Genomic DNA, 25,817 nt, shown 5'->3' with positions numbered 1-25,817 from the left:
GTCTCCGGAGTTGCTAGCTAGACAGGGTCAAGGCAGGCGCACAGCGCATCGCGCAGCGCCTGCCGGGCGGATTCGGACAACGGGCGGTCGTGCTCGTCGGTGATCTGGAACTGGTCTTCGGCACGCTCGCCGAAGGTGGCGATACGCGCGTCGTGCACACGCAGGTGCTGCATGCGCAACACGTGCGCGACATCGGCGAGCAGACCGGGACGGTCGGGTGCGACCAGACTGATGCGGGTGCGGCGGCCGCCGGCGCTTTCGCTGAACTCCACCCGCGGTGCGAAGCGGAAATGCCGCAACTGGCGCGGCACTGCGCGGCGTGCCGGGCGCACCTTCTGCAGGTCGCCGGCCAGCACCTGACGCAGCGTTGCCGCCAGCCGCTGCGGATCGCCGTCGGCATAGTGTTCCTGCGGCAGCACTTCGAACACGTCGAAGATCGCATCGTGCGGCGCATCCAGTACGCGTGCGCGATGGATACCGTAGCCCTTGCGATCGAGCGTGGCCACGATAGTCGCAAACAGCCCATCGCGGTCCGGCGAATACACGAACACTTCCAGCGCGTCGTTGTCCGGCACCGCGCGACGCGCCTTGACCAGGGTCTGGCCGATCTCCACTTCAATCAACGAGGCCGCCTGCCACGCCAGCTGCTCGGGACGGAAGCGCAGGAAGTTCTCGTCCGGCATGCCAGCGAATTGCCGGTCGATGGTGACATCGTCATGCCCTTGCGCCTGCATCAACGCGCGCGCCGATTCGCGCGCTTCGCGCAGGCGCTCCTCGCGCGGCGGCGGGTGTTCCAGGCCTTCGCGCAACGCGCGACGCGCGGCGAAATACAGATCCGCCAACAGCCGATCTTTCCACGCGTTCCACAACTTGGGACTGGTGCCGGCAATATCGGCGCAGGTGAGCAGGTACAGATAATCCAGACGCTCGCGTGTGCCGACCAACGTCGCGAAACGGTGAATCACCTCCGGGTCGGAAATGTCCTGCTTCTGCGCGGTGACCGACATGCGCAAGTGCTGTTCCACCAGCCAGGTCACCAGCTCGGTATCGCCCTCGCTCAAGCGATGCGCCAGGCAGAACGCGCGTGCATCCACTGCGCCCAGTTCCGAGTGATCGCCGCCGCGGCCCTTGGCGATGTCGTGGAACAGGCCCGCCAGCAACAGCAGTTCCGGCTTGCGCAGACGCGGCCAGACTTCGTGCGCGATCGAGAAACGCTCGTCGGCGCGGCCGGCGGCAAACAGTGCGATGTTCCGCAGCACCATCAAGGTGTGCTGGTCCACCGTATAGACATGGAACAGGTCGAACTGCATGCGCCCGGAAACGCTGGCGAATGCCGGAATCCACTGGCCCAGCACGCCCAGCCGCGCCATGCGATTGAGCGTTTCCACCGCACGCGGGCCGCGCAGCAATGCCATGAAGCGTTCCCGGGCCGTTGCATCGGCAATGTCGTATGCCGGCAGATCGCGCAGGACCTCGGCCAGCGCGCGCGCGGTCAGCGAATGCAGTCCGCGCACCTCGCGATGCGCGGCCCATTGCGCAAACAGCGCGAACACCTGCAGCACATCGCCGTCCGGCCAGCTCTCGGCGTCGGCAGCCAGATAGCCGCGGCGCAGGCTAAAGCCGCCGCCCAAAGGCTCCGGCGTCGCTTCGCCATCGAACTGTTCTTCGAAGCGCTGCAACAAGCGGTCGCTAATGCGGCGGATCAATGCAGCGCTGCGATAAAAGCGCTGCATCATTTTTTCCACGCCCAGGCTTTCCGGGTCGTCGACAAACCCCAACCGTTCGGCAAGGGTCTTTTGATAATCGAACCGCAGGCGCTCTTCCGGCCGGTTGGCCACGATGTGCAGACCGAAACGCAGCCTGGCAAGCTCTTCGCGCTCGCGACGCAACGCGGCGGCTTCGTCGAAGCCGACATGGCCCAGCCCGACCAGGGCCTCCAGGTCCTTGACTCCGAACGCACGCAGCGCCATCCAGCCCAGCGTCTGCAGATCGCGCAGACCGCCGGGGCCGTCCTTGATATCGGGTTCGAGATTGTCGGCGGTGTCGCCGAAGCGCTGATGGCGCGCGAGCAATTCCTCGCGCTTGGCCTGGAAGAAGTCGCGCTGCGGCCACACCTGCGGCGGCGCGATCGCCGTCGCCAGCGCAGCGCGCGCGGCGGCATCGGCCACCAGTGCGCGCGATTCGATCAAGGCAGTGAGCACGGTCTGGTCGGCCGCCGCAGCGGTGCACTGCGCCGGCGAGCGCACCGCGTGACTGATCGGCAGGCCCACATCCCAGAGCAGCGCGAACAAGCGCGCCAGGGCCTGCTCGTGCTGCTGTTGCGCGGCGGTGTCGCCCAGCACCAGCACATCCACATCCGAACGCGGAAACAATTCGCCACGTCCATAGCCGCCGACCGCATGCAGCGACAAACCGCTATCGGCCGGTATACAGCGGGTCCAGGCATTGCGCATCAGTTGGTCGACCGCGCGTGCGCGCAGCGCGACCAGGCGCTCGATCGGCTCGCCCTGATCGAAGCGTTTGCACAGGCGCATGTCCGCATGCACCAGCAGCGGACGGGCCTGCGCGGCCCAGTCCGCGTCGCTGGCGACGCCCGGGTCGGGTCGCTCCGCCGGCGTGTCCGTCATACCGGCGCGGGCGAATTGGCCGACAGCGTCAACACATCCACGCCGTCTTCGGTGACCGCAACCATGTGTTCCCATTGCGCAGACAATTTGCGGTCCTTGGTGACTACGGTCCAGCCGTCCGGCAGCGTCTTATGGTGGTAGGTGCCTTCGTTGATCATCGGCTCGATGGTGAAGGTCATGCCCGGCTTGAGCACCAGCCCTTCGCCCGGACGGCCGTAATGCATGACCTGCGGCTCGTCGTGATAGACCTTGCCGATGCCGTGGCCGCAGTAATCGCGTACCACGCTGAAACGCTCGGCTTCGGCGAACTTCTGGATGGCATGGCCCACATCGCCCAGCGTGGCGCCCGGCTTGACCGCCCGGATGCCGCGCCACATCGCTTCATAGGTGGTTTCGACCAAGCGCTTGGCCATCACCGACGGGGTGCCGACGTAGTACATGCGGCTGGTGTCGCCGTGCCAGCCGTCCTTGATGACGGTAACGTCGATATTGACGATGTCGCCGTCTTTCAACACCTTGGCTGCACTCGGGATGCCGTGACAGATCACGTTGTTGACCGAGGTACACACGCTCTTGGGGAAGCCGCGATAGCCGACATTGGCGGGGATGGTGCCCTGCACGTTGACGATGTGGTCGTGGCAGATGCGGTCCAGCTCGGCAGTGGTCACGCCCGGCTTCACGTGCGGTGCCACCACATCGAGCACCTCGGCGGCCAGGCGGCCGGCGACGCGCATCAGTTCGATTTCTTCTCTGGTTTTCAGATTGACGCTCATGGCCGCAATTATCGCCGATTCGGGCTGAATCTGAACGACTGCGCCCGCGTTTTTTGCGGACGCCACAGCTGGCCTCAAGCGAGCCGCACAGCAAAAAACCGTCGGGCCCGCCCATTCATGCGTGACGCAGTGCGCCCAGCGTCAAAACTTGGCTTAACAAAGTCATCCGCAGGACATCGCACTTTTGCGATTAAACCCTGTGAAGACAGCTAGATAGCATGTGAATTCGGCGTTACGTTTGGCACAGCTGATGCATTGCAGGAAAGGCGACGACTCGTCGCGTCATCAATGACCAGAACGGTCAAGGAAATGTCCATGCGTATTGTCCGCCCTGTCCTACTGTCCATCGCCCTGTTCTCGACCATTGGCCTGGCGAGCGCGGCAGACACGACCACCTTCAACGTCAAGATCGCGGTCACCAAGGCCTGCACGATCACCGCCGCGTCCGCCACGGACGTCGACTTCGGCTCGGTACTCTCGACCTCGACCGCCAATGCGGACGCCAACGGCAGCGTGACGGCCCAGTGCACCGCGTTGACGCCGTACAACATCGCATTGAGCGCGGGCAGCAATGCCGGGACTGCCAACGACGTCACCACCCGCCGCATGAAAAATACCGACGCGCTGGTGACCACCAACAACTACATCGCCTACCAGCTCTACCAGGATCTGGGCCGCAGTACGGTCTGGGGCAGCACCACCGGCACCAACACGCTCAGCCGCACCGCCACCGGCCTGAATCAGGTCTACCCGGTCTACGGTCGCGTGACCAACCCGTCGGCCAACAATCCTGCAACCGGTAGTTACCAGGACACGATCACTGCCACGATCGTCTATTGAGCCCGCGCATGCCCGTGCATCACCGACCGTTGTCACGCTTACCTGCCTGGCTGATGTCGGCCGGACTGGCGATGACGCTGGTCACGGCCAGCGGTGGCTTGCCGACGCCGGCACGTGCAGCCAGCCTGCAGTTGGCGCCCACATCGCTGAGCCTGAGCGCCCAGCAGACCGCCGACGGCCTGTGGCTGAGCAATAGCGGCAGCGCGCCGGTCCAGGTGCAGACCCGCGCCTATCGCTGGACCCAACGCGATGGGCAGGATCAACTCGATCCCACCCAGGATCTGCTGGTCAGCCCGCCGATGCGCACCCTGGCCGCCGGCGAGCGCCAGTTGATCCGGGTCATCCGCGCCGGGCCTGCCCCGAGCGGGCAGGAGCAGTGTTACCGCATCATCGTCGACGAGCTGCCCAGCGCCGATGCCAACCGCAAGGGCATGCAGTTCGTGCTGCGTTACTCGGTGCCGATCTTCCTGCTGCCACCCGGCGCGGCCGAACCCAAACCAACATTGAGCGCGCAAGTGGTTGCCGGCAGCGATGGCAAGGCGCAGATCCAGATCAGCAACACCGGCACCGGCCATGCGCAGGTCGCCGACCTGCGGCACCAGGTCGATGGCGCAACCAAGACCGCATTGAACGGCTTGGTCGGTTATGTACTGCCCGGGCAGACCATGCGTTGGTCGCTGGGTGCGCCGCTGGCGCAGTTCGGCCGCGGCACCATCATCGCAAGGATCAATGGTGAGGCTGACGAACGTACTCTGTTGGCCGCGCCGACGGCGCCGTGATGCGGTGCGGCTGGCGATGACGCTGCTTGCGACCGCCCCCTGCCTGGGCAGCGCCGCAGCCGGCGATCTGGCCGATGTGGCGTCGCTTCCCGAGCAGCCGCCGCCCAGCGCCACGCCACAACCGCAAACGCTGTATCTGGACGTGACCTTGAACCAAGCCGACCGTGGCTTGGCGCCGTTCGAACTGGTCGACGGGCGGCTGCGCGGCTCGGTGGAAACCCTGCGCAAGCTCGGCTTCATCCTGGCCGACCGCGTCCCTGGCGAATTGGTCGATCTGGACCGCCTGCCCGACGTGGAAGTGCGCTACGACGCCGCGCTGCAGCGGCTGGCGCTGCAGGCACCGCTGGCGCAGCTGTCGTTGTCCACTACCGTGCTGAAAGCCGAACAAGTGGCCCCGCCCAGCGCCACCGCATCGCCAGGCATGCTGCTCAATTACGACCTGTATGCCACCCGCAACGCCGGCGTCAGCAGCGCGTCGCTGGCCACCGAAGTGCGCGCCTTCGGCATCGGGCGCGGCATGGTCGATACCACCGCGGTCTTTCTGGCCTACGACCGCCCCAAGGACAAACGCTGGCGCAGCGAAGCGGTGCGTCTGGACAGTGCCTGGCAGATGGATTTCCCGGACAGTGCCACCAGCCTGAGCGTGGGCGATTTCTATAGCGGCTTTGTCGACTGGAGCCGCTCGATCCGCCTGGGCGGGGTCCAAATCGGCCGCAATTACGCCTTGCAACCGTATCGGGTGCTGACGCCCACGCCGAGCTTTCTCGGCGAAGCGGCGGTGCCTTCCACCGTTGAGCTGTATGTGGACGGCTTGCGCCAGTACAGCGGCCAGGTGCCGGCCGGCCCCTTTCAGCTGGCCGCGCAACCGGGCATCAGCGGCACCGGCCAGGCGCAGATCGTGGTGACCGATGCGTTCGGACGCGTGCGTCGGCTGGATTTTGCGTTCTATGGCACACCGCAGCTGCTGGCACGCGGCATTTCCGAATGGTCGGCCGGCATCGGCCATTTGCGCAGCGACTACGGCGTGCGCTCGTTTTCCTATGACCAACGTCGTGTGGCCAGCGCCACGTTCCGCAAAGGCCTGCGCGACGATGTCACGATCGAAGCGCATGCCGAAACTGGCGGCGGCGTGGTCAATGCGGGCGCAGGCGGCGTTTGGTTGCTTGGCGTGGGCGGTGTGTTCAACGCCGCCTATGCGCACAGCCAGATGGACGCGCTGCGTGGCGGCCAGTACGTGCTGGGCTATGCCTGGAACAACCGGCGGTTCAACGTCAATCTGGGCAGCCAGCGCACCCATGGCGATTATCGCGACCTGGGCGCGCTGCAAGGCGCCCTGCCAGCGCGCGTCAGCGACCGCGCAGCATTCGGCGTCAACGTCGACCCGATCGGTTCGCTCGGCACCAGCTATGTGCGGCTGAGCTATCCGCAGGGCGATACCTCGCGCTATGCCAGCGTGTTCTGGTCACGCAGCTTCGGGCGCAACTGGGCGGCCAATCTATCGGGCAATCAGAATCTGGATGTCTCCAGCGATCGCAGCCTGTACCTGTCGCTGTCGACCACCTTCGGCGAAGTACGCCAGGCCAGCGCATCGATGCAGCGCAACGGCGACCGCACCGGCTTGGTGGCCGATATCAGCCAGCCGCTGCCTGGCGATGGCGATCTGGGCGGCATCGGCTGGCGCCTGCAAGGACGTGCCGGCGACGACGCCAGCGGCGGGCTGGCCGAACTGGGCTGGTTGAACCGGGTCGGCCGTTACAACATCGGCGCAGCAACCCAAGACGGCGACAGTTTCGGCTATGCCAGCGCCAGCGGCAGCCTGGTGCGGATGAATGGCCGCACCTTCGCCGCGCGCGATATCCAGGACGCGTTCGCGGTGGTCTCCACCGACGGCCAGCCCGGCATTCCGGTACGGTTGGAAAACCGCTTGATCGGCGTCACCGACGCGCGCGGCACCCTGCTGGTGACGCCACTGCAATCGTGGCAGCGCAACCAGCTCTCCATCGACACCCTGAGCTTGCCGGCAGACCTGCGCGTGGACCGTGTGGACACCACAGTGACACCGCGCCAGCAATCCGGTGTGGCGGTGCGCTTTGGCATTACCCGCGTGCGCGCCGCCATCATCGTGCTGCACGATGCGCGTGGTGCACCACTGCCCGTCGGCAGCGTGGTGCAACGCGACGGCAGTGCCGAACGCGTGGTGGTCGGCTACGACGGCGAGACCTATCTGGACAATCTGCAACGCGACAACCGCATCCTGGTCGACCTGCCCCAGGGCCGTTGCGTGGCGCAGTTCGCGTATCCAGCCGACCCCGGCGGCATTCCGCGCGTGGGGCCGCTGCAGTGCATCCTTGAGCAGACCGCGCCATGAGCATGTCCACGCTTTGGCGCCTGATGCTCGCGCTGACGATCGCGATGTTGTGGCTTGCGCCCAGCGAGCGAGCGCACGCGGACACCACCTGCACCGTCACCCTCGGCACTCCGTTGGCATTTGGGAACGTGGCGGCCAACGGCACCACCGATGCGGTGGCAACACTCAACGTGTCCTGCGCGACCGCCGCGCTCAGCGTACTGGGCTATGCACAAGTCAGCCTCTGCCTGGACCTTGGCCCCGGCAGTGCCAGCAGCGGCGTGTATGCGCCTCGTCGCATGCTCAACTCCACCGGCGACAGCCTGGATTTCCAGATCTACAGCGAGGCAACCCGCACGCAGATCTGGGGCGCCACCGGGTCGGCGGCCCCCTCGCCGCGGACATTGACACTGTCCTACAACGTCCCGGTGATCACCGGCGGCTCGCAGACCGCCACCATCAACGTGTATGGGCGGATTCCCGCCAACCAGATCCTCTCGGTCGGCAACCACACCAGCAGCTTTGGCGGCGCCGACACCGTGCTGCGCTACTCCTACAACGAAAGCATCACCGGGATGCCCACGCTGCCGAGCAGCTGCACGGCGGGCGGCACCGGCTCCAAGACTGCCAGCAACGCCTTCCCGTTCACTGCCTCGGCCACTGTGCCGGCACGCTGCAATACCTATGTCACCACCGATCTGGACTTCGGCAGCATCGCCGGCAGCATCGACACCGCCATCGATCGCACCTCCACCATCAGCCTGGCCTGCACCAACCGCACCGCCTGGAATATTGGGCTGGACAATGGCAGCAATGCCAGCGGCAGCGTGCGTCGAATGCGTCACGCCAGCAGCGCCAGTTACATCAACTACGAGCTCTACAGCAATACCGGCCGCACTAACCGGTGGGGCACCGTCATCGGGGTGGACACGCTGTCCGGCACCGGCAATGGCACCACCCAGACGGTCATGGTCTATGGACGCGCGCCGGCCCCACAGCTGCCGATTGCCGGCGCCTACACTGACACGGTGACCGTCTCCATCACTTACTGACAGTTAATAAAGTTCGTATCGGGCGCGTCGCTATTTCTTGCGTCTCCAATGCAAACGATTGCTTCCATGACGCTGGTCACCCTCCTGAAACGACTGGCTCTAGTTGCGCTCGCCTTCGCCACGCCCTCTGCCGCGGCGAACGCAGCCACCGCGCGGGGGCCGGAAAACTCCACCCTGCACATCGGCCTGCGCCTGCTCAGCGGTTGCGAACTGCGTACCGCGCCGCCGCGCGCCAGTTGCTCCAGGGGCACGCCGATGGCGATCGCCGAGCCGCCCAGCAGCAACGAGGCAGCCGCTGTCACCAGCAGCGACCAGGAGGCCAGCGCACTTGCCGGGCCGATGCCCGCCGGCGCCGCGCGCATCACCACCATCGCGTTCTGAGCATGGCCACTGCCCGCTACCTTCGCGATCTGATGGCCTCGGCCCTGATCCTGGGCTGCGTGGCAGCAAGCGGCGCCGCCAGTGCTGCCGAGGTTGCCATCGCGCCGACCACCGCGCATATCCCGGCCGACAGCGACCAGGCCACAGTCTGGCTTTACAACCAGGCCGCGCAGCCATGGCGTGCCGAGGCCAAGCTCTACCGCTGGCGCCAGGACGGTGAGCGCGAACTCCTCGAGCCGGCCACCGGCGCCACCGTCAGCCCGTCGCACTTCGAAATTCCGTCGCAAGGCCGGCAACTGCTGCGCGTGATCCGCCTCGGCCCAAGCCCCACCCAGGCCGAAGACAGCTACCGGCTTGTCGTGACCCAGCACGCGATCGACAACGAGACCGACCTGCTGCGTTATTCCACCCCCGTGTTTGCACAGCCCAGCCAGACCAGCCCAGCGCAGCCGACGCTGCACGCCAGCCTGGCCGGGCACGGCAGCCAGCGCGCCTTGCGTATCTACAATTCCGGCCCAAGCCATGCGCGTCTGGCCGATCTGGCCTATATCGATACCGGCGGCACCCGCCGCAACATCCGCGACGACCTGGCCGGCTACGTCCTGCCCGGCCAGACCCGCCAATGGGCCCTGCCCGCCAACCTGCCCGCAGGAAGCGGCCGCTTCGTGGCGCGTATCAACAGCGACATCGAAAGCACGTTGGCGCTGGAGCCGGGAGTGGGGAATTGAGAATCGGGAATGGGTCAAGCGGATTGCGCTAGCTGATCGCGGGCTGGTGAACGCTCGAGCGCACTAGGCTCCCCAATCCCCACCGATTGCACCGCGCCAACTCGCCAGCTATACTCCCCCAGCTGTTTTGCGTCTCTTGCGCATTGCGTCGTCCACGTCGGACGTCACCGACGAATTCACACCTGCTGCCGCCATCCGCGCCGGGGTGCCCTCACAAGGGGTTCGTCGCGGAGGCAACAGGGAAGCCCAACCCCGGAATCTTGTGCGATTTGATGCGAGTCCCTCGCAACAGCCCGCACATCCATGTGCGGACTTTTCAACAACAAGCCGCGCACGGCGATTCCGCTCTTACGGAGTTACTGCAATGCCCCAAGTCACCATGCGTCAGATGCTGGAAGCCGGCGTCCATTTCGGCCATCAGACCCGCTACTGGAACCCCAAGATGGCGCCGTACATCTTCGGCGCGCGCGGCAAGATCCACATCATCAACCTCGAGAAGACCGTTCCGCTCTTCAACGACGCGATGAATTTCCTCTCCTCGGTTGCGCAGAAGCGCGGCACCGTGCTGTTCCTGGGCACCAAGCGCAGCGCGCGCGAGTCCATCAAGGAAGAAGCCGAGCGTTGCAACATGCCGTTCATGACCCAGCGCTGGCTGGGCGGCACGCTGACCAACTTCCGCACCGTCAAACAGTCGGTTGCCCGCCTGAAGGAACTGGAAGCGGCCGAGACCGACGGCACCTTCGACAAGCTGGTCAAGCACGAAGTGCTGGGCCTGCGTCGCGAGCGCGAGAAGCTGGACGCCTCGCTCGGCGGCATCAAGGAAATGAACCGCCTGCCCGACGCGATCTTCGTGATCGATATCGGCCATGAAGACATCGCCATCAAGGAAGCCAAGAAGCTCGGCATTCCGGTGATCGCCGTGGTCGACACCAACTACGATCCGGCCCTGGTCGACTACGCCATCCCGGGCAACGACGACGCCATCCGCGCCGTGCAGCTGTATGCACGCGCCGCTGCCGATGCCGTGCTGGAAGGGAAGGCTGCTGCGCCGAACTCCGCTTCGGTGCGCGAAGAAGAGTTCTCGGCCGACGCCGCTGACGAAGGCAAGGGCCGTCGCGCTCCGGCCAAGAAGGGCGACAAGAAGGCTGACGCCGCCGAGTAATCGGTGTGCAATGCGGCCGCACCATGCTGTGCGGCCGCAGCCCCGACGGCGCCCTCGCGCTCCGTCGCCGAGGCGACTGAATACATCTACGGGGGCGGCGGCATGCTGCACCGTCTCCTACTGGCGGAATCACTTCCGCCGCACGCATTCGTCCATATGAGGTAATTCCATGGAAATCACTGCTTCCCTGGTCAAGGAACTGCGCGAGCGCACCGGCGCCGGCATGATGGAGTGCAAGAAGGCACTCGTCGAAAACGCAGGCGACATCGACGCCGCGGCCGAGTGGCTGCGCAAGTCGGGCCTGGCCAAGGCCGACAAGAAGGCTGACCGCGTTGCCGCCGAAGGCCGCATTGCAACCGCCCGGGCCGGCGGCAAGGCCGTGCTGGTCGAAGTCAACTCCGAGACCGACTTCGTGGCCAAGGACGAGAACTTCCTCGCCTTCACCGAGGTGGTGGCCAATGCCGCACTGAACTCGGACGCTACCGATGCCGAAGCGCTCAAGAGCGTCAAGCTCGACAGCGGCGAGACCATCGAAGAGCGTCGCGCTGCAGTGATCGCCAAGGTCGGCGAAAACCTGCAGGTGCGTCGTCTGGTCCGAATCGACAGCGCCAACAACGTCGCCGCCTATGTGCACGGCGGCCGTATCGGCGTGCTGGTCGAACTGAAGGGTGGCGACATCGAGCTGGCGCGCGGCATCGCCATGCACATCGCGGCGATGAACCCGCCGCACGTCAAGGCGTCCGACGTTCCGGCCCAATTCGTTGCCAAGGAAAAGGAAATCGAACTGGCCAAGATGTCCGAAAAGGACAAGGCCAAGCCGGTCGAGATCCTGGAAAAGATCATCAGCGGCAAGATCAGCAAGATCGTCAACGAAGTGACGCTGTACGGCCAGCCTTACGTGCTTAACACCGACCAGACCGTCGAGCAGGCAGTCAAGGCTGCCGGCGCCGACGTGATCGGCTTCCAGCGCCTGGCCGTTGGCGAAGGCATCGAGAAGGTGGTGGAAGACTATGCCGCCGAAGTGATGAAGCAGGCCGGCCTGGCCTGATCTTCCACGCTCGAAAAAAGCCGCGGCATGCCGCGGCTTTTTTTGTCTGTCGGTCGCGCATTCGCACACTGGAGCGCCCCTGCAGCGAACGCATCCGGCACAGCGGCAAGCGGCCTCAACTCTACAAATGTCCTCGGCATTGCCGTTACCTGAAGATGCCGACCAGGCTTGGCGTTCCATCACGCATGTTTTTTTTTGGCGCGGCGATGGCGGAGCATGGCGCGCCTCACTCAACGACCGCAGCTGTATGCTTGTGGCCACTGTTGGCGATGACTCATGCAACCAGATCTCCAGGCCGCCCTGCACTACTGCCGCAACCTGCCCTCGCCGCCCGGCGTTGCGCTGCGCATCATCGAACTTGCGCAGGATCCGGACGTGGACATGACCACCACCACCAAAGTCATCGGCATGGACATGGCATTGAGCGCACGCATGCTGCGGGTGGCCAATTCGCCGCTCTACGCCACTCGCCGCCACATCGACAATCTCGGCCAGGCGCTGACCATGCTCGGCCTCAACGCGACCTTGAGCCTGGCGCTGGGCTTTTCGATGGTGCACGGCGTGCGCAGCACCTTCATCGCCCACCCCTTGCATGAGCGCATCTGGCGCCGCGCCGGCCTGTGCGCGCTGGCCAGTCGCATCCTCGGCCAGGCATACGGCATCCGCAAACCCGAAGAATTGATGCTGGCTGGCCTGCTGCAGGACATCGGCAAGCTGGCGTTACTGCAAGGCGCACCCGATCTCTACGGGCCGCTGCTGGAACAGGCCGCCGACAACACCGCGCTGCTGGATGCCGAACGCGAACAGCTGGGCGCCACGCATGCCGAAGTCGGCGCCTGGCTGGCGCATCAGTGGCAGTTGCCGCCTTATCTGCAGAATGCGATTGCGCAGAGCGAAGAAGAGCCGGCAGGCCTGGAACCGTTCATGGCCTGCGTGGCGCTGTCCGGGCGCCTGGCCGATATCTGGCTCTCGGCCAGTGCGGCCACTGCAACCGAGCATGCGCAGCAACAGGCCCAGGACGTGCTGGAGCTCGATGCCGAACGCTTCGAGAAAGTGATTGAACGCATCGCCGAATCGCTGCCGGAACTGGAGGCGCTGTTCGACATCCGCGTGCCGCAGCCCGAGCTCATCCAGATGATCTTCGAGCAGGCGCGTGAACTGGCGATGCTGCGTAGCCTGCGCGAATTGCACGACGTTGCCGAAGCGCGCCGGCATGCCGACGAATCGGAAAACCGCATGCGTCACCTGGCCGAACAGGCCAGCCGCGATGCGTTGACCGGGGTATTCAATCGGCATCAGCTCGGTACTACGCTGACGCATGAGTTCGAACTGGCCTCGCGCCAGGGCTGGCCGCTGTCGATCGCCTTCATCGACCTGGACGACTTCAAACGCGTCAACGATGCGCACGGACATCTGGTCGGCGATGAAGTGTTGCGCAATTTCGCGCAGACGCTGCAACGCATGGTACGCACCAGCGAACTGGTGGCGCGCTACGGCGGCGAAGAATTCCTGGTGATCCTGCCCAATACGCCTGCCGATGCGGCGCTGATGGTGATCGAACGCATCCTGGCCGAAACCGCGCGCACGCCGATGGCGCAACTGCAGGGCGGCCCACTGCATATCACTTTCTCGGCGGGTCTTGCCACGCACGGCGGTGCCGAGCGCCAGTTCGACAGCATCGACCATTTGTTGCAGGCCGCCGACAGCACGCTGTATCGCTCCAAGCATCGCGGCCGCAACCGCGTCACCGCTTACGATGCGACCGATGTACCAACGCCGCCGAACCCGCGCGCGCACTGAGCAACCAGTCACGCCACTGCCAACAAAGGAAATTTTTACCACGTCAGGTGACAGGCTTCCGCTAGAATTGTCGGCGTTTGCCGATCCCCCACCCCCGAGGTTTCCCCATGTCCGAACTTTCCTATCGCCGCATTCTTCTCAAGCTTTCCGGGGAGGCGCTGATGGGGGACGGGGATTACGGCATCGACCCCAAGGTCATCAATCGTCTGGCGCATGAAGTGATCGAAGCCCAGCAGGCCGGCGCGCAGGTGGCGCTGGTGATCGGCGGTGGCAACATCTTCCGCGGCGCCGGCCTGGCTGCCAGCGGCATGGACCGCGTCACCGGCGATCACATGGGTATGCTGGCCACGGTGATCAACGCGCTGGCGATGCAGGATGCGCTGGAAAAGCTTGGCGCCAAGGTGCGCGTGATGAGCGCGATCAAGATCAACGATGTCTGCGAAGACTTCATCCGTCGCCGCGCGATCCGTCACCTCGAAAAGGGCCGCATCGCGATCTTCGCCGCCGGCACCGGCAACCCGTTCTTCACCACCGACTCGGGCGCAGCGCTGCGCGCGATCGAGATCGGTGCCGACCTGCTGCTCAAGGCAACCAAGGTCGACGGCGTGTACGACAAGGACCCGAAGAAACACACCGATGCGGTGCGCTACGACAGCCTGACCTACGACCAGGTGATCCTGCAGGGCCTGGAAGTGATGGATACCGCCGCCTTCGCACTGGCGCGCGACAGCGACCTGCCGCTGCGCATCTTCGGCATGAGCGAACCGGGCGTGCTGCTGCGCATCCTGCATGGCGAGCAGATCGGCACGTTGGTGCAGGGCCGTAGCTGAGGCCGGGAATCGGGATTGGGGAATCGGGAATCGTCAAAGCGCAGTGCTGACGCCTGCGTTGATGCCTGTCCGTCGAGCGCCTTCAGCGGCAAGCGACGCTGGCAAGTGAACCAGCTGCGCGGGTGCTGACGGCCCGCGAGTCGTGAAACCTCAGTCCCGGCTATAATCTCCGGATTCAGCTCCACACGGATTCCGGCGATGCTCACCCACATCAAACAAGACGCGCAGACGCGCATGACCAAGAGCATCGATGCTCTGCGCCATTCCCTCACCACCATCCGCACCGGCCGTGCCTCGCCGGCGCTGCTGGAAGGTATCAAGGTCAAGGCCTACGGCGCCGACACGCCCCTGAATCAGGTTGCCAGCATCAGCGTGTCCGAAGGCCGCTCGCTGGTCATCAGCCTGTTCGACAAGGGCATGATCAAGGACGTGGAAAAAGCCATTTATGCCTCGGATCTGGGTCTGACGCCGACCGTGGTCGGCACCGTGATCCGCCTGAACCTGCCGCCGCTGACCGAGGAGCGCCGCAAGGAGCTCAGCAAGTCCGTGCATGGCGAGGGCGAAGACAGCAAGGTGGCGATCCGCAACATCCGCCGCGATGCCAACCAGCAGGTCAAGGATCTGCTCAAGGACAAGGCCGTCACCGAAGACGAAGCCCGCAGCGCCGAAGACGACATCCAGAAACTGACCGACAAGGCCATCAAGGACGTGGATGAGATCGTCAAGGGCAAGGAACAGGAATTGATGACGGTCTGATCGTGGCATCGCCTGCCATGCATCCCGTCCCCTCTGCTGCTGCGCCGCGCCACATTGCCATCATCATGGATGGCAATGGGCGTTGGGCGCAGCGTCGGCGTCGTCCGCGCGTCATCGGCCACCGTGCCGGTGCGCGCGCGGTCAATCGCACGATCGATTTCTGCCTGGAAAAAGGCGTGTCGGCGCTGACCCTGTTCGCGTTTTCCAGTGAAAACTGGGGCCGTCCGCAGGATGAGGTCGATGCGCTGATGAAGCTGTTCCTGCATGCGCTCGACCGCGAGGTCGAAGAATTGCAGCGCCGTGGCGTGCAGGTGCGCTTCATCGGCGACCGCAGCCGCTTTGCCGCACCATTGCGCGATCGCATGGCCGGCGCCGAGCGCAGCACCGCAGCGAACTCGCGACTGGTGCTGAGCATCGCAGCCAGTTACGGCGGCCGCCAGGACATCGCTGCGGCTGCCCGCGCGTTGGCCGAAGACGTCGCTGCCGGCCGCCTGCAGCCAGAGCAGATCGACGAAGCGCTGCTGTCCAGCCGGGTCGCTCTGGCCGACCTGCCCGCGCCGGATCTATTCATCCGCACCGGTGGCGACACCCGCATCAGTAATTTCCTGTTGTGGCAACTGGCTTACACCGAGCTGTGGTTCACCGAAACCCTGTGGCCGGAGTTCGATGCCGGCGTGCTGCAGCAAGCGCTGGACGACTATGCCGGGCGTGAACGCCGCTTCGGCCTGACCAGCACACAGATCGCCAACAAGGCGACGGAGAGCTCCTCCGCATGACTAAGACTCGCGTGATTGCTGCGCTGATCATGGCGCCGCTCGCGATTTGCGCGATCGTGCTGCTGCCCACCCAATGGCTGGCAGCGCTGGCAGCGGTCCTGTTCCTGACCGGTCTGTGGGAGTGGCTCAAGCTCTCCGGCATCGACGACAGCCTGCCGCGCACCGTGTTGCTGATGCTCAATCTGCTGCTGATGGTGCTGATGGTGTGGGCCTCGGCCGGTTCTATGGTGCTGTTCCAGATTGCGTCGCTGATGGGCGTGGCGTGGTGGCTGTTGGCGCTGCTGTGGCTGCGCTTTTTCACCTTCGGCGCCGATCATGGCAACGGCCAGGCGCGCGCACTCAAGCTGGCCGCCGGCACCCTGGCGGTGCTGCCGGCATGGGCGGCGCTGGTGTTGCTGCATGCCAGCCCGGACAAGGGCAACCTGTGGTTGCTGACCGCGCTGACCATGGTGTGGGCGGCCGACTCCGGCGCCTATTTCGCCGGCCGCGCGTTCGGCAAGCACAAGCTGGCGCCGCGGGTCAGTCCCAACAAGACGATCGAAGGGTTGCTTGGAGGCCTGCTCGCCGGGATTGCGGTTGCCTGCGCGTTCGGCTGGCTGGCCGGGCTGACGCTGGCGCATGTGCCGCAACTGGTACTAGTTTCCGCGCTGGCGGTGCTGGCGTCGGTGCTGGGCGACCTGTTCGAAAGCCTGCTCAAGCGCCATGCCGGCGCCAAGGACTCGGGCACGCTGATTCCGGGCCATGGCGGCGTGCTGGACCGCATCGATGGTGTGCTCGCTGCGCTGCCGGTGTTCGCACTTGGCAAGGAAATTCTCGGATTCTAGGCATGAGTGGCTCTTCTCCCTGTCAGGTCGCCGTCTTCGGCGCCACCGGCTCGATCGGCGCATCGGCACTGGACGTGATCGCGCGCCACCCCGAGCGGCTGCGCGCCAGCGTGCTGTCGGCCGGCAGCAAGGTCGATGCGCTGCTGGCGCTGTGCGCCACCTACCGGCCCGCGCATGCAGTGATTGCCGATACGGCGCTGTACCCGGCGCTGCGCGATGGCCTGCACACACTGGGCCTGGCGACCCGGGCGCATGCCGGCGCCGAGGCGTTGGACGCACTGGCGAGCGGCGATGCGTGCGACACCGTGGTGGCGGCGATCGTGGGTGCGGCCGGGCTGCCGTCCACCCTGGCGGCGGCGCGCGCCGGCAAGCGCCTGTTGCTGGCCAACAAGGAATCCCTGGTGCTGGCCGGCGAGCTGCTGACCCGCACCGCAGCCGCCGCCGGCGCTGAAATCATCCCGATCGACAGCGAACACAGCGCCATCTTCCAATGCCTGCGCTCGTGCGACGGCAGCCGCGGCGTGCGGCGGGTCATCCTGACTGCCTCGGGTGGGCCGTTCCGCGGCTGGGACCGCGCCGCGCTGGCCGCGGTCACGCCTGCGCAGGCGGTAGCGCATCCCAAATGGTCGATGGGTCCAAAGATCTCGGTGGATTCGGCCACTTTGATGAACAAGGGCCTGGAAGTCATCGAGGCGCACCATCTGTTCGGCCTGACGGGCGAGCAGATCGATGTGCTGGTGCATCCGCAGAGCCTGGTGCATTCGCTGGTGGAATTCGTAGACGGCTCCACCCTTGCCCAGTTGGGCCTGCCGGACATGCGCACCACCCTGGCGGTGGGCCTTGCCTGGCCGGAGCGGGTCGAATCCGGTGTCGCCGGACTGGACCTGCTGACCCAGGGCCGGCTGGATTTCGAGGCACCCGACACCGCCGCCTTCCCGTGTCTGCGCCTGGCCTGGGACGCGTTACGTGCTGGCGGCACCGCCCCGGCGATCCTGAACGCGGCCAATGAAGTGGCTGTTTCAGCGTTTCTTCAGGGCCAGGTGGGTTTCCTAGCGATCCCTGCGTTGGTCGAACACACGCTGACAACGCTCCAGCGGCACAATGCCGATTCCCTCGACACACTGCTTTTTGCCGATGCGCAAGCCCGGCAAATCACTGAACGCGCCCTCGCCCACCACGCCCTTCATGCCTGATCGTTCCACGCACGCGAGCTGCACACATGGGTGATTTCATCGGTTCGGTCTGGTGGATGATCGTCAGCCTGGGCGTGCTGGTGACCTTTCACGAATTCGGGCATTTCTGGGTCGCGCGGCGCTGCGGCGTCAAGGTGCTGCGCTTTTCGGTGGGCTTCGGCAAACCGCTGTGGATGCGCCGCGACCGTCACGGCACCGAGTTCGTGGTTGCCGCGATCCCGCTGGGCGGCTACATCAAAATGCTCGACGAGCGCGAAGGCGACGTGCATCCGGCCGAGCAGGACCAGGCCTTCAATCGCAAGACCGTGTGGCAGCGCATCGCGATCGTCGCGGCAGGCCCCATCGCCAACCTGTTGCTGTGCATGGCGATGCTGTGGGCGATGTTCGTGGTCGGCAAGCAGGATTATTCGGCCACCGTCGGCCGCGTCGACGGCCTTGCCGCCGAAGCCGGGCTGACCCCGGGCGAGCGCATCGTGCGCATCGACGGCCGCAGCGTGAGCAGTTGGAGCGACGCCAGCATGCAGCTCACCACCGCGGCAATGGACAGGCGCGATGTGCGCGTGCTGACCGACTCCAACGCTGCGAGCAGCAGCGAACACACCTTGCGCCTGTCGCAGTTGCCGGTCGGCTTCGACGAGCGCCGCGTGGCTTCGCTGGCCGGCATCGGTTGGCAGTTCATGCTGCAGCCACCGGTGATTGCCGACGTGGTGAAGGGCTCGGTGGCCGATGGCCTGCTCAAGCCGGGCGACCGCATCGTGGCCATCGACGGCCAGCCGATCCTCTCGGCCGAAGACATCATTCCGCAGGTGCAGGCGCTGGGCGCCCACGGCGGGCCGGGCATGATCGAGGTGGCACGCGGCGAGGACCGGCTGGCGCTGGAAATCGCCCCGCGCAAGTCGCCGCAGGGCCAATGGATGATCGGCGTGCGTCCGGCCGCCGCCCCGGCGCCGGAATACGACAGCCGCCAGCAGTACGGGCTGTTCGCCGCCGTGCCGGCCGCGATCCGCGAAACCGGCCGGATGACTGCCGATTCGCTGGGCATGATGAAGCGCATGCTGACCGGCCAGGCCTCGGTCAAGAACATCTCCGGCCCGATCACCATCGCGCGCGCCGCCAATGCCTCGGCCGAACGCGGGCTCGACTGGTTCCTGTATTTCCTCGGGTTGCTGTCGCTGAGCCTGGCGATCATCAACCTGATGCCCATCCCGATCTTGGACGGTGGGCATCTGCTGTATTACCTTATCGAGTTGATCAAGGGCAGCCCGATCAGCGAACGGGCCATGATTGCCGGACAATACGTCGGCCTGGCGGTCCTGGCCGGGTTGATGGGACTGGCGTTCTACAACGACATCCTCGGCCTGGTTCCACGATGAAGCTGCTCCACTCTTTCCGCCTGTTGTCGTCGTCATACGCCGGCATCCAGCAACACCCGAATACGACTCCAACCGGATGTGACATGACGCGTCTTCCCACTCGCCGCCTGCTTGCCCTCGCTCTTGCCGCCGGTCTCAGCCTGCCGGCCGTTGCTCTGGCCGTCGAGCCGTTCGTTGCCAACGACATCCGCGTCGACGGCCTGCAGCGCATCGCTTCCGGCACCGTATTCACCTATCTGCTGGTGAACCGCGGCGATACCGTGGACGATGCGAAGGTGGCCGACGCGATCCGTGCGCTCTATCGCACCGGCTTCTTCGAGGACGTGCAGCTGGACCGCCAGGGCAACATCCTGGTCATCACGGTCAAGGAGCGCCCGGCGATCAACAAGCTCACCGTGACCGGCAACAAGGACATCAAGTCCGAGGAACTGCTCAAGGGCCTGGGTGACATCGGCCTGTCCGAGGGCGGCACCTTCGATCGCCTGAGCCTGGACCGCGTGACCCAGGAACTGACCCGACAGTACAACAACCGCGGCAAGTACAACGTGGAAATCACCCCGACGGTGAGCCCGCTGGACCGCAACCGCGTCGACGTGGCGATTGCGATCAAGGAAGGCAAGGCGGCCAAGATCCGCCACGTCAACCTGATCGGTACGGAAAAGTTCGCCAACGAGGACATCCTGGACAACTGGGAATCCAAGGAGCACAACTGGGCCTCGTGGTACCGCCGCGACGACCAGTACTCCAAGGAAAAGATGTCCGGCGACCTGGAAAAGCTCAACTCCTGGTACCTGGACCGCGGCTATGTCGACTTCAGCATCGATTCCACCCAGGTCTCGATCAGCCCCGACAAGCGCGACATGTTCATCAGCGCCGGCGTCACGGAGGGTGAGCAGTACAAGATTTCCGAGATCAAGGTCACCGGCGACACCATCCTGCCGCAGGCCGACATCGAGCGCCTGGTGATCCCCAAGGCCGGCGACATCTTCTCGCGTGCGTTGCTGGAGTACACCTCCGATGCGATCACCAACACGCTGAGCAACGTCGGTTACGCGTTCGCCAAGGTCAACCCGATCCCGACGCCGAACCGCGAAGACCGCACCGTGGCAGTGAACCTGCAGGTGGTGCCCGGCCCGCGCGTGACCGTGCGCCGCATCCTCTATAAGGGCAATAGCCGCACCTCCGACGAAGTGTTGCGCCGCGAAATGCGCCAGTTCGAAAACACCTGGTACTCGCAGGCGGCGATCGACCGTTCCAAGATCCGCCTGCAGCGCCTGGGCTACTTCGAAAGCGTGGACGTGGAAACGCCCGCGGTGCCCGGCAGCAACGACCAGGTCGACGTGGTCTACAACGTCAAGGAGACCACCTCCGGCAGCTTCGTGTTCGGTGTGGGTTACTCGCAGAGCTTCGGTGTAACCACCTCGGTGCAGTTGTCGCAAAACAACTTCCTGGGTGGCGGTAACCGCGTGGCAGTGGAGGCCTCGCGCAGCAGCTATCAGCAGCGTTATGCGTTCTCCTACACCAACCCGTTCTTTACCGACGACGGCGTGTCGCTGGGCTACAACCTGTCCTGGCGTTCGCTGGATTATTCGGACTTCAACACCGCCCAGTACAACAGCAAGAACGGTTCGGCGCAGGTGGTGTTCGGCGTGCCGATTACCGAGAACGATACCGTCTCAGTGATGTTCGGCATCGACAGCAATCAGATCAATACCTTCCAGGGCCAAACTCCTCAGTCGATCATCGACTACATCGATACAGTCGGTTCGCGCACCTTCCATGCCTGGCGCACCGAATTAGGCTGGGCGCGCGACACCCGCAACGATTTTTTCATGCCAACGCGCGGCCTGTACCAACGTGTGGGCCTGGAAACCACCCTGCCCGGCTCCACGGTCGAGTACTACAAGCTCAACTACCAGATCTCCAAGTACTGGCCGATCATTCCCGCACTGGTGATGAACACCCGCTTCGAATTGGGCTATGGCGACAGTTACGGGAAGGACACCACCCGCGTGCTGACCAACCCGGATGGCAGCACCCGCACAGTCACCGCGAGCGGACTGCCGTTCTACGAGAACTTCTACGCCGGCGGCACCAATTCGGTGCGCGGCTTTGAAGACAACACTTTAGGTCCACGCTCGGAACGCACCTTGAACTACAACCGCGGCCAGCCGCTGGGTGGGTCGTTCAAGACGGTGGGTTCGGTGGAAATGTATTTCCCCAAGCTGTTCGACAGCCCGTCGGCGCGCATTTCGGCGTTCTTCGACTTCGGCAACGTGTACAACGGCGTGGACAACTTCAAGGCCAACGAACTGCGTGCCTCCACCGGTGTGGCGCTGTTGTGGCGCGCGCCGGTCGGCCCCATTTCGATCAGCTATGCATTCCCGCTGAAGAAGGAAGACAACGACCAGATCGAGCGTCTGCAGTTCACCTTCGGCAGCCAGTTCTAAGATTGGCACGCATCACAATGGCGGCCCGGATGCCCGGGCCGCCATTGTTGTTTGAACACCCTGGTATGTAACAGCGTCAGAAGTCGTTGTTCCAGACATTGCCCAGGCAGGTGGCGGTGGCATCCCAATCGGATGCGTCCAAGCATTGCAACTGCTGGTTCCAGAAGCTCAGCGCGTTGGTGTGCTGCTGCGCGAAATCGTCGGCCGACGCACTGGTGACTTGCACTCCGCAGGATCACGCTACCGAAAATGGAGAGAACGGTTTTCATATGTTTCTTCCTGGGGCCGCCGCATCGTTACGGCCCGGCAAGCAATACTTTTGACTGTTGAGCCAACTGTTGGCGACGTTTTCCCCTGCTAAACCAGCCACTTACCGTTTACGCGAGGTTTACCCTGATGCGATTGACCGCCAGTGCGATTGCCGAACAATTCGGGTTGACCGTCGTCGGTGACCGCACCACCGAAGTCAGCGGCGTCGCCACCCTGGCCCATGCAGGCGCAGGCCAGCTGAGCTTCCTGTCCAACCCACGCTATCGTCCGCAACTGGCCGACACCCAGGCCGCTGTCGTGGTGCTGCGTGCCGACGATGCCGACGCCGCCAAAGGCACCGCGCTGGTCGCCAAGGACCCGTATACCGCATTCGCCAAGATCGCCGCGCTGTTCGATGTGGCACCGGAGCGCGAACCGGGCATCCATGCCTCTGCGGTGATCGACCCGACCGCCCAGGTCTCGGCCACCGCGTATGTCGGTCCGTTCGTCAGCATTGGCGCGCGTAGTCGCGTGGGCGATGGCTGCGTGATCGGCACCGGCAGCATCATTGGCGAGGACTGCGTCGTGGACCAGGGCAGCGAGCTGCTTGCCCGCGTCACCCTGGTCACCCGCGTGCGGTTGGGCAAGCGCGTGCGCATCCACCCCGGCGCGGTGATCGGCGCCGATGGCTTCGGCCTGGCCATGGATGCCGGGCACTGGATCAAGGTGCCCCAGCTCGGCGGTGTGGTGATCGGCGATGACTGCGAAATCGGCGCCAACACCTGCATCGACCGCGGCGCGCTGGAAGACACCGTGCTGGAAGAAGACGTGCGCGTGGACAACCTGGTGCAGATCGCGCACAACTGCCGCATCGGCGCGCACAGTGCGATTGCCGGCTGTACCGGCATTGCCGGCAGCGCCAAGATCGGCCGTTATTGCCTGCTTGGCGGGCATGTCGGCGTGGTCGGTCACCTGGAGATCTGCGACAAGGTGGTGATCACCGGCAAGTCTGTCGTGCGTAATTCCATCCATGAGCCGGGCGAGTATTCGTCCGGCACCCCTCTCACCGACAATCGCACGTGGCGCAAAAACGCCGCGCGCTTCAAGCAGCTTGATGTGCTCGCGAGACGCATCCTGGCTGTGGGCAAGGAGAAAGCATGAGCCATCACGTTTACGAACTGCCGATCGACGTCAGTCAAATCCAGACGCTGCTCCCTCACCGTTACCCGTTTCTGCTGGTCGACCGCATCCTCGAACTCGATCTTGAAACCAAGTGGATCGTGGCGCAGAAGAACGTCAGCATCAACGAGCCGTTCTTCCAGGGCCATTTTCCGAACCGTCCGGTGATGCCTGGCGTGCTGATCATCGAGGCGCTGGCGCAGGTCGGCGGCGTGATGACCCAGCTCGGTCTGGGCCGCGATGCCTTGTCGCAGCTGTTCTATATGGTCAAGGTGGACAAGGCCCGCTTCAACAAGCAGGTGGTCCCGGGTGACGTGTTGATCATGGAGGTGCAGATGAAGCGCCTGATCCGCAATGTGGGATGCTTCTACGGTGAAGCCAAGGTCGATGGCGAAGTGGTGGCCAGTGCCGAGGTGATGTGCGCCGGCGCCAGGTAATCACCCGCTTTCGGAGTAAGACACGATGCGCGATTCAACACCTTTGATTCATCCGACGGCGGTCATCGATCCATCGGCAACGCTGGCAGACGACGTCCGCGTCGGCGCCTTCTCGCTGATCGGTGCCGATGTGCAGATCGGGGCGGGCACCGAGGTGGGGCCACATTGCTCGATCCACGGCCCGACCCGAATCGGTCGCAACAACCGCTTCATCGGCCACGCTGCGATCGGCGGCGAACCGCAGGACAAGAAGTACGCCGGCGAGCGCACCGAACTGGTGATCGGCGACGTCAACGTGATCCGCGAATTCGTCACCATCAGTCGCGGCACCGGCGGCGGCGGCGGCATCACCGTGGTCGGCAACGACAACTGGATGCTGGCCTATACGCACGTGGCGCACGACTGCCATGTGGGCGACCACTGCGTGTTCTCCAACAACACCACGCTGGCCGGCCACGTCACCGTTGGCGACTACGTGATCATCAGCGGCTTTGCCGGCGCGCATCAGTTCTGCCGCATCGGCGCCCACGCCTTCCTGGGCATGGGCGCGCTGACCAACGGCGACGTGCCGCCGTTCACCATGGTGGGCAGCGATTCGTTGGGCCGCCCGCGCGGCATCAATAGCGAGGGGCTCAAGCGTCGCGGTTTCGACGCAGAACGCATCACCGCGATCAAGCGCGCCTACCGCACGCTGTACGTGGCCGGCCTGCCGCTGGCCGATGCCAAGCTGCAGCTGGCCGAACAGGCCAAGAGCAGTGAGGATGTGCGCGGGATGCTCGAGTTCATCGAAGCGGCAGAACGGCCGTTGTTGCGATGAACGCCGGGATTCGGGATTCGGGATTGGGGATGGAAAGCGTCCCCACCAGACCGGGCCAAGTCGTGCACGACGCGCTGGCCAATCCCCAATCCCCAACCCCCAATCTCCGCTCTCCGCGCATCGCGCTGATCGCCGGCGAAGCCTCTGGCGACATCCTTGGCGCGGGGCTGATCGAGCAGCTGCGGCTGCGCTATCCCACTGCCGAATTCGTCGGCATCGGTGGCGATGCGATGCGTGGCGTCGGTTGCCAGACCTGGTTCGATGCCAGCGAGCTGGCGGTGATGGGCCTGACCGAGGTGCTGCGGCATTTGCCGCGCCTGCTCAAGCTGCGCAGCGCCTTCCGCGAGCGGGTACTGGCGTGGAAGCCGGACGTGTTCATCGGCATCGACGCGCCGGATTTCAATCTGCCGGTGGAACGCTGGCTCAAGCAGCGCGGGATCAAGACCGTGCACTACGTCAGCCCGTCGGTGTGGGCGTGGCGCGAGAAGCGTGCTGAAAAAATCGGCGTCAGCGCCGATCTGGTGCTGTGCCTGTTTCCGATGGAGCCGCCGATCTACGCCAAGCATGGCGTGGACGCGCGCTTTGTCGGCCACCCGATGGCCGACGATATCGCCTACCAGGCCGACCGCGCAGCGGCGCGCGCAACGCTGGGCCTTTCCGCCTCCAGCACCGTCCTGGCATTGCTGCCGGGCAGCCGGCACGGCGAAATCAGCCGGCTCGGCGACACCTTTTTCCAGGCGGCCTGGCTGGTGTCCGAGCACCTGCCGAACCTGCACGTGCTGGTACCGGCCGCCAATCCGGGCTGCAAGCAACTTCTGGCCGAGCAACTCTCACGCTCGTCGCTGCCGGTGATGCGCTCGCATCTGCTCGACGGCCAGGCGCGCACCGCCATGCTGGCCGCCGACGTGGTGCTGCTGGCCTCCGGCACCGCCACGCTGGAAGCCATGCTGGTCAAGCGCCCGATGGTGGTCGGCTACAAGGTCGCCCCGCTCACCTACCGCATCGTCAAGCTGCTGGGCCTGCTCAAGGTCAACCGCTACGCCCTGCCCAATATCCTGGCCAATGACGACCTGGCGACGGAACTGATGCAGGACGACTGCACCCCCGAGCAGCTGTGCGTCGCACTGCTGGATTGGTTCAAACACCCCGACAAGGTCGCCGCCCTGCAACCGCGCTACCTGGCCCTGCATGCGCAGTTGCGCCGCGATGCGTCGGCGCGCGCGGCCGATGCGGTGGCTGGGCTGCTGGAGGGCCGGGATTCGGGAGTGGGAATTCGGGATTCATCAGGGGCAAACGCATGAAGATTCTCGCTGCGAACACGCAGGCCGATAGCGCCAACACAGAGGCGCGCCAGTCGCCCTTGTTCAGCCAATCCCCAATCCCGAATGCCGAATCC

At 64.9% G+C, this 25,817-nt stretch carries 22 protein-coding genes and 2 pseudogenes; 21 read left to right on the top strand and 3 right to left on the bottom strand.

The annotated features are described in order from the left end of the window. Nucleotides 1-17 precede the first annotated feature (17 nt). Nucleotides 18-2,627: a [protein-PII] uridylyltransferase gene (locus XAXN_RS05365; RefSeq protein WP_054318791.1), complete on the bottom strand. Its 2,610-nt coding sequence runs from the start codon at nt 2,625-2,627 to the stop codon at nt 18-20. Beyond that, entirely contained in the window at nt 2,624-3,400 is a 777-nt protein-coding gene (map, locus tag XAXN_RS05360) for a type I methionyl aminopeptidase (protein WP_054318790.1), read from the bottom strand. Before map ends, XAXN_RS05365 begins: the two co-directional genes overlap by 4 nt. Before the next feature lie 315 nt (nt 3,401-3,715). Here map and XAXN_RS05355 point away from each other — a divergent pair, with 315 nt between their 5' ends. The 16 genes from XAXN_RS05355 (at nt 3,716) to bamA (ending at nt 21,739) form a co-directional block, all read left to right on the top strand. Continuing rightward, complete coding sequence (locus XAXN_RS05355; protein ID WP_054318808.1) at nt 3,716-4,240, top strand: Csu type fimbrial protein; 525 nt, start codon at nt 3,716-3,718, stop codon at nt 4,238-4,240. 8 nt (nt 4,241-4,248) lie between these two features. Then, nucleotides 4,249-5,019: a fimbrial biogenesis chaperone gene (locus XAXN_RS05350; RefSeq protein WP_054318789.1), complete on the top strand. Its 771-nt coding sequence runs from the start codon at nt 4,249-4,251 to the stop codon at nt 5,017-5,019. Nucleotides 5,020-5,035: 16 nt separating this feature from the next. Next, entirely contained in the window at nt 5,036-7,387 is a 2,352-nt protein-coding gene (locus tag XAXN_RS05345) for a fimbria/pilus outer membrane usher protein (protein WP_054318788.1), read from the top strand. Further along, nucleotides 7,384-8,418 carry a Csu type fimbrial protein gene (locus XAXN_RS05340; RefSeq protein WP_054318787.1) on the top strand — a complete coding sequence of 345 codons (1,035 nt, stop codon included), beginning with the start codon at nt 7,384-7,386 and terminating at the stop codon, nt 8,416-8,418. The genes XAXN_RS05345 and XAXN_RS05340 overlap by 4 nt, the downstream gene beginning before the upstream one ends. 48 nt (nt 8,419-8,466) lie before the next feature. Next, nucleotides 8,467-8,799, top strand: coding sequence for a hypothetical protein (locus tag XAXN_RS05335; RefSeq protein ID WP_054318786.1), 333 nt, complete (start codon nt 8,467-8,469; stop codon nt 8,797-8,799). A 2-nt stretch (nt 8,800-8,801) separates the two neighbouring features. Further along, a complete protein-coding gene (locus tag XAXN_RS05330; protein WP_054318785.1) occupies nt 8,802-9,527 on the top strand; it encodes a fimbrial biogenesis chaperone in 726 nt (241 codons plus the stop codon). A gap of 364 nt (nt 9,528-9,891) precedes the next feature. After that, nucleotides 9,892-10,689, top strand: coding sequence for a 30S ribosomal protein S2 (gene rpsB / locus XAXN_RS05325; protein ID WP_005911732.1), 798 nt, complete (start codon nt 9,892-9,894; stop codon nt 10,687-10,689). Nucleotides 10,690-10,858: 169 nt separating this feature from the next. Then, on the top strand, nt 10,859-11,737 hold the full coding sequence (gene tsf / locus XAXN_RS05320; RefSeq protein WP_054318784.1) for a translation elongation factor Ts: 879 nt from the start codon (nt 10,859-10,861) through the stop codon (nt 11,735-11,737). 276 nt (nt 11,738-12,013) lie between these two features. Then, on the top strand, nt 12,014-13,537 hold the full coding sequence (locus XAXN_RS05315) for a sensor domain-containing diguanylate cyclase (RefSeq protein WP_054318783.1): 1,524 nt from the start codon (nt 12,014-12,016) through the stop codon (nt 13,535-13,537). Nucleotides 13,538-13,644: 107 nt separating this feature from the next. Beyond that, nucleotides 13,645-14,367: a UMP kinase gene (pyrH, locus tag XAXN_RS05310; protein WP_005911727.1), complete on the top strand. Its 723-nt coding sequence runs from the start codon at nt 13,645-13,647 to the stop codon at nt 14,365-14,367. Between the two features lie 198 nt (nt 14,368-14,565). After that, complete coding sequence (gene frr, locus XAXN_RS05305; RefSeq protein WP_054318782.1) at nt 14,566-15,123, top strand: ribosome recycling factor; 558 nt, start codon at nt 14,566-14,568, stop codon at nt 15,121-15,123. A gap of 17 nt (nt 15,124-15,140) precedes the next feature. Then, on the top strand, nt 15,141-15,899 hold the full coding sequence (uppS, locus tag XAXN_RS05300; RefSeq protein WP_054318781.1) for a polyprenyl diphosphate synthase: 759 nt from the start codon (nt 15,141-15,143) through the stop codon (nt 15,897-15,899). Further along, complete coding sequence (locus tag XAXN_RS05295) at nt 15,896-16,723, top strand: phosphatidate cytidylyltransferase (RefSeq protein ID WP_054318780.1); 828 nt, start codon at nt 15,896-15,898, stop codon at nt 16,721-16,723. Before uppS ends, XAXN_RS05295 begins: the two co-directional genes overlap by 4 nt. Before the next feature lie 2 nt (nt 16,724-16,725). Further along, nucleotides 16,726-17,916, top strand: a complete 1,191-nt coding sequence (locus XAXN_RS05290) for a 1-deoxy-D-xylulose-5-phosphate reductoisomerase (RefSeq protein ID WP_054318779.1) — start codon at nt 16,726-16,728, stop codon at nt 17,914-17,916. A 26-nt stretch (nt 17,917-17,942) separates the two neighbouring features. Further along, complete coding sequence (gene rseP, locus XAXN_RS05285) at nt 17,943-19,289, top strand: RIP metalloprotease RseP (RefSeq protein ID WP_054318778.1); 1,347 nt, start codon at nt 17,943-17,945, stop codon at nt 19,287-19,289. Between the two features lie 83 nt (nt 19,290-19,372). Then, nucleotides 19,373-21,739: an outer membrane protein assembly factor BamA gene (bamA, locus tag XAXN_RS05280; protein WP_054318777.1), complete on the top strand. Its 2,367-nt coding sequence runs from the start codon at nt 19,373-19,375 to the stop codon at nt 21,737-21,739. 76 nt (nt 21,740-21,815) lie between these two features. Here bamA and XAXN_RS05275 read toward each other — a convergent pair. Then, a pseudogene (locus XAXN_RS05275) lies at nt 21,816-22,008 on the bottom strand (hypothetical protein). 127 nt (nt 22,009-22,135) lie between these two features. Between XAXN_RS05275 and lpxD the strand changes: the two are divergent. The 5 genes and pseudogenes from lpxD to XAXN_RS22970 form a co-directional block, all read left to right on the top strand. Next, nucleotides 22,136-23,149 carry a UDP-3-O-(3-hydroxymyristoyl)glucosamine N-acyltransferase gene (gene lpxD / locus XAXN_RS05270; protein WP_054318776.1) on the top strand — a complete coding sequence of 338 codons (1,014 nt, stop codon included), beginning with the start codon at nt 22,136-22,138 and terminating at the stop codon, nt 23,147-23,149. Next, nucleotides 23,146-23,604: a 3-hydroxyacyl-ACP dehydratase FabZ gene (gene fabZ, locus XAXN_RS05265; protein WP_003485378.1), complete on the top strand. Its 459-nt coding sequence runs from the start codon at nt 23,146-23,148 to the stop codon at nt 23,602-23,604. The genes lpxD and fabZ overlap by 4 nt, the downstream gene beginning before the upstream one ends. A 25-nt stretch (nt 23,605-23,629) precedes the next feature. After that, nucleotides 23,630-24,421, top strand: coding sequence for an acyl-ACP--UDP-N-acetylglucosamine O-acyltransferase (gene lpxA / locus XAXN_RS05260; RefSeq protein WP_054318775.1), 792 nt, complete (start codon nt 23,630-23,632; stop codon nt 24,419-24,421). Nucleotides 24,422-24,450: 29 nt separating this feature from the next. Next, entirely contained in the window at nt 24,451-25,722 is a 1,272-nt protein-coding gene (gene lpxB / locus XAXN_RS05255) for a lipid-A-disaccharide synthase (RefSeq protein WP_054318774.1), read from the top strand. Next, nucleotides 25,719-25,817: pseudogene (locus XAXN_RS22970) on the top strand (ribonuclease HII); the annotation flags it as partial. The gene lpxB and the pseudogene XAXN_RS22970, both read left to right, overlap by 4 nt.

Source organism: Xanthomonas axonopodis (assembly GCF_001304695.1).
GTDB classification, from domain to species: Bacteria; Pseudomonadota; Gammaproteobacteria; order Xanthomonadales; family Xanthomonadaceae; genus Xanthomonas; species Xanthomonas axonopodis.
Note: the sequence above shows the minus strand (reverse complement) of the source record. Positions and strands in the feature narration are given on the sequence as shown.

Bases quoted from the DNA above. Each gene is read 5' to 3' on its own strand.
- XAXN_RS05365 (WP_054318791.1), bottom strand. From the start codon at position 2,627: ATGACGGACACGCCGGCGGAGCGACCCGACCCGGGCGTCGCCAGCGAC.
- map (WP_054318790.1), bottom strand. From the start codon at position 3,400: ATGAGCGTCAATCTGAAAACCAGAGAAGAAATCGAACTGATGCGCGTC.
- XAXN_RS05355 (WP_054318808.1), top strand. From the start codon at position 3,716: ATGCGTATTGTCCGCCCTGTCCTACTGTCCATCGCCCTGTTCTCGACC.
- XAXN_RS05350 (WP_054318789.1), top strand. From the start codon at position 4,249: ATGCCCGTGCATCACCGACCGTTGTCACGCTTACCTGCCTGGCTGATG.
- XAXN_RS05345 (WP_054318788.1), top strand. From the start codon at position 5,036: ATGACGCTGCTTGCGACCGCCCCCTGCCTGGGCAGCGCCGCAGCCGGC.
- XAXN_RS05340 (WP_054318787.1), top strand. From the start codon at position 7,384: ATGAGCATGTCCACGCTTTGGCGCCTGATGCTCGCGCTGACGATCGCG.
- XAXN_RS05335 (WP_054318786.1), top strand. From the start codon at position 8,467: ATGCAAACGATTGCTTCCATGACGCTGGTCACCCTCCTGAAACGACTG.
- XAXN_RS05330 (WP_054318785.1), top strand. From the start codon at position 8,802: ATGGCCACTGCCCGCTACCTTCGCGATCTGATGGCCTCGGCCCTGATC.
- rpsB (WP_005911732.1), top strand. From the start codon at position 9,892: ATGCCCCAAGTCACCATGCGTCAGATGCTGGAAGCCGGCGTCCATTTC.
- tsf (WP_054318784.1), top strand. From the start codon at position 10,859: ATGGAAATCACTGCTTCCCTGGTCAAGGAACTGCGCGAGCGCACCGGC.
- XAXN_RS05315 (WP_054318783.1), top strand. From the start codon at position 12,014: ATGCAACCAGATCTCCAGGCCGCCCTGCACTACTGCCGCAACCTGCCC.
- pyrH (WP_005911727.1), top strand. From the start codon at position 13,645: ATGTCCGAACTTTCCTATCGCCGCATTCTTCTCAAGCTTTCCGGGGAG.
- frr (WP_054318782.1), top strand. From the start codon at position 14,566: ATGCTCACCCACATCAAACAAGACGCGCAGACGCGCATGACCAAGAGC.
- uppS (WP_054318781.1), top strand. From the start codon at position 15,141: ATGCATCCCGTCCCCTCTGCTGCTGCGCCGCGCCACATTGCCATCATC.
- XAXN_RS05295 (WP_054318780.1), top strand. From the start codon at position 15,896: ATGACTAAGACTCGCGTGATTGCTGCGCTGATCATGGCGCCGCTCGCG.
- XAXN_RS05290 (WP_054318779.1), top strand. From the start codon at position 16,726: ATGAGTGGCTCTTCTCCCTGTCAGGTCGCCGTCTTCGGCGCCACCGGC.
- rseP (WP_054318778.1), top strand. From the start codon at position 17,943: ATGGGTGATTTCATCGGTTCGGTCTGGTGGATGATCGTCAGCCTGGGC.
- bamA (WP_054318777.1), top strand. From the start codon at position 19,373: ATGACGCGTCTTCCCACTCGCCGCCTGCTTGCCCTCGCTCTTGCCGCC.
- lpxD (WP_054318776.1), top strand. From the start codon at position 22,136: ATGCGATTGACCGCCAGTGCGATTGCCGAACAATTCGGGTTGACCGTC.
- fabZ (WP_003485378.1), top strand. From the start codon at position 23,146: ATGAGCCATCACGTTTACGAACTGCCGATCGACGTCAGTCAAATCCAG.
- lpxA (WP_054318775.1), top strand. From the start codon at position 23,630: ATGCGCGATTCAACACCTTTGATTCATCCGACGGCGGTCATCGATCCA.
- lpxB (WP_054318774.1), top strand. From the start codon at position 24,451: ATGGAAAGCGTCCCCACCAGACCGGGCCAAGTCGTGCACGACGCGCTG.